Annotated in this window: 1 protein-coding gene; it reads right to left on the minus strand. The window is 64.1% G+C overall.

The genetic code is table 11. The features are described 5' to 3' along the window. Positions 1-97 precede the first annotated feature (97 nt). Positions 98-1,159 carry a transglycosylase SLT domain-containing protein gene (locus ACE04F_RS28085; protein WP_486109708.1) on the minus strand — a complete coding sequence of 354 codons (1,062 nt, stop codon included), beginning with the start codon at positions 1,157-1,159 and terminating at the stop codon, positions 98-100. Positions 1,160-1,366: the final 207 nt, after the last annotated feature.

The raw sequence follows: 1,366 nt of genomic DNA on the forward strand, positions 1-1,366 counted from the left end.
TCCCATTTGTCTGACGGGCGCTACGCACCCAAGCGGGAGCAAGCTCCCTCGCCACGGGTTAGATATCGACAAGCGAATCTTTTTTGCATCAGTGCGCTCACACCCCAGGTGGCACTGCCGCCTCGGCCACCTGCGGCTCGACCGTATCTGGCGAAGCGACCACTTGCTCTTCGCCATCGCCGACCCGGGGCGACGCCGCCTTGGCGATCATCTCCGGTTGCGCCAGCAACTTGCGCGATGCTTCCACCGGCATCAGCAAACGCCCTCTTACGCGGTCACGGCCGGCCGGGTTGAGCATGCGCAACTCCCGCTCATGCACCCCCGACAACTGCGCCAGCTGCGCCAGGTCCACCGGCTGCGCCAAGGCGACCATCTGGAAGTACGGCTGGTCGGCAATGGGGGTCAGGCTCACGCCGTAATCTGCGGGAGTGTTGACCAGTTGCGACAAAGCCAGCAGCCGCGGCACGTAATTCTGGGTCTCGCCGGGCAGCGACAGGTTCCAGTAATTGGTCGCCAGGCCACGGGCGCGGTTACGCGTGATGGCGTCGCGTACCCGCCCTTCCCCGGCGTTGTAGGCAGCCAGCGCCAGCAGCCAGTCGCCGTCGAAGTAATCGTGCAAGTAAGACAAGTAATCCAGGGCAGCCCGGGTGGAGGACGGAATATCCCGGCGCTCATCGTAGTCACCGTGCTGCTGCAATTGGTAACGGCGTCCGGTGGCGGGAATGAACTGCCAGAGCCCCAACGCCTGGGCAGGCGAACGCGCATTGGGATTGAACCCGCTTTCGATCGCCGGCAGCAAAGCCAGCTCCAAAGGCATGTTGCGCTTGTTCAGTTCGCCGACGATGAAGTGCAGGTAACGGCTACCGGCGCGGCCGGTCTGGGTAAGAAAAGCCGGACGCTCCATCAACCAGCGACGCTGCTCGTCGATACGCGCCACGCCCTGGGCTCTGGTCTGCAAGGAAAACCCCTGGCGCATGCGCGCCCACAGGCTGCCGCCGCTTTGCGGGGATGACTCGCCAATCTCGATGATCGTGTCCGTGGGTGCCGGTTCAAGCCAACGCAGCTGCGCGCGGTAAGGCTCATTGGCGAAACGGTCGCCGATGGTCAACTGCGGTTCGAGATGCTGGCACCCGTACAGCAAGGTCCCCAGGGCCAGCATGGACAAACCTTTGGGAATGGATCGCAGAGCCGGCGAAGATGCAAGTGATCGGGACATGGGCGGTCAACCTTGAATGAGGTGGCGCCATTGGGTGGTAGATCACCGGCCAGCGGTTCCACATCGCATCGTCGGTGGTCCGGCATCCTTCCACGCTGGCCGCAGGAAGTCCCTGCGCCAGCCCTCGCGACACGCTCTGACCGCCCCCCC

Source organism: Pseudomonas sp. AGC41, assembly GCF_057334555.1.

Excerpts from the sequence above, each read along its gene's own strand:
- ACE04F_RS28085 (WP_486109708.1), bottom strand. The coding sequence starts at position 1,159 with ATGCTGGCCCTGGGGACCTTGCTGTACGGGTGCCAGCATCTCGAACCG.